The organism is Brevibacterium sp. VCM10 (assembly GCF_000583215.1).
GTDB classification, from domain to species: Bacteria; Actinomycetota; Actinomycetes; order Actinomycetales; family Brevibacteriaceae; genus Brevibacterium; species Brevibacterium linens.
This window is the reverse complement of sequence record NZ_JAJB01000118.1, coordinates 1-851: the sequence shown is the minus strand read 5'-3', so window position 1 is coordinate 851 and position 851 is coordinate 1. Positions and strand designations below refer to the sequence as shown.

Below are 851 nucleotides of genomic sequence, written 5' to 3'. Positions count from 1 at the left end.
GACCTCGCCGAGGTGGCCGAAGAACTCCACCTGCGGTTCGAATCCGGTGATGCCGTGTTCGAAGAAGCGCACCGCTGCGATCGACTCCGAGGGGGCTTCGCGCCTGCCGTCGGTGAGGTCGAGAGCACGCAGCACCGCGGCGTCCCCGCGGGATTCGGGACACTCCGCCAGCACCGCTTCGATGCGGAAACGCGTGGTGCGGCGCCGGCGGATCACCTCGTCGAGCATCGGCACGGCCACGTCCGGACCATAGTCTCGCGCGATGTCGATGAGCGTGCGCTCCATCGTCGTCACCGCATAGATGCCGACCATCTTCCGGTGTGCAGACGGAATCGCGCGATTGCGCACATAGAGGTGCCGGTACTTGCGACTGACGTTCGGCCGGAACACCTCCACTCTCGTCTCAGCCGGATAGGCGATCGGGAGGTCGTGGATGAATGCCGCTGACAGATGGGAGAAGACCTCGCGCCCTTTCGTCACCCGCCATCGACCCGATGCGGTGTGAATCTTCTCGGCCCGCGTGCGGATGAGCACTCTCAGGGGTTCGATCTCATCGCGCATATCCCCCTGGTGGCCGAATTCTTCGAAATCGGCTTCGGTCAGGGCCGCCCAGATCGGCTCATGTCGCGCATCCGCGCAGGAGCCGGTGGCCACATATCGTCCTCGCGCTACGCGTTCGAGACAGCACTTCTCCCCGCGCCGAATCTCGTCTTTGGTGAACCCGAGCCGATAGAGCTTTTGAGTCGTCATACTTAAGTACATGAAACCAAATTGCACTACTCGTCATCAAAGCACAATATGCGGGCGCAATCTGTGGATAACTTCTCCCCGGAACTACCCGACGGCGGCCC

Annotated in this window: 1 protein-coding gene; it reads right to left on the bottom strand. The window is 62.5% G+C overall.

Going from position 1 to position 851, the window contains the following annotated elements:
* On the bottom strand, positions 1-654 hold a 654-nt coding region (locus tag AD89_RS0117585), incomplete at its 3' end, for a hypothetical protein (protein ID WP_025780980.1).
* Positions 655-851 lie beyond the last annotated feature (197 nt).